Raw genomic sequence first — 600 nt, 5'->3', positions numbered from 1 at the left:
ACTTAAACTGGCTCGCGCACTAGAAGCTGCAGGCGTGCCAATCATCGGTACAAGCCCGGATGCGATTGACCGCGCAGAAGACCGTGAGCGTTTCCAGGCTGCAGTTGAGCGTTTAGGTCTTCTACAACCACAAAACGCAACAGTAACGGCGATGGAGCAAGCGGTTGAGAAATCTCGTGAAATCGGCTTCCCACTCGTTGTTCGTCCATCTTACGTTTTGGGTGGTCGTGCGATGGAAATCGTCTACGATGAACAAGACTTGCGTCGTTACTTCAACGAAGCAGTAAGCGTATCGAATGAATCTCCAGTTCTACTAGACCGATTCCTAGATGATGCAACAGAAGTGGATATCGACGCTATCTGTGACGGTGAGCGCGTGGTTATCGGCGGTATCATGGAGCACATTGAGCAAGCAGGCGTTCACTCTGGTGACTCTGCATGTTCGCTTCCTGCTTACACACTAAGCCAAGAAATCCAAGACAAGATGCGTGAGCAAGTTGAGAAGCTGGCTTTCGAACTTGGTGTTCGTGGTCTGATGAACACGCAGTTCGCAGTAAAAGACAACGAAGTTTACCTAATTGAAGTAAACCCTCGTGCTGC

Annotated in this window: 1 protein-coding gene; it reads left to right on the top strand. The window is 49.8% G+C overall.

Annotated features, from left to right (window positions below; genetic code table 11):
- Nucleotides 1-600: ATP-grasp domain-containing protein (locus tag R7Q46_RS28455; RefSeq protein WP_318078478.1), on the top strand; the 600-nt coding region annotated here is incomplete at both ends.

The organism is Vibrio sp. 811 (assembly GCF_033339195.1).
Note: the sequence above shows the minus strand (reverse complement) of the source record. Positions and strands in the feature narration are given on the sequence as shown.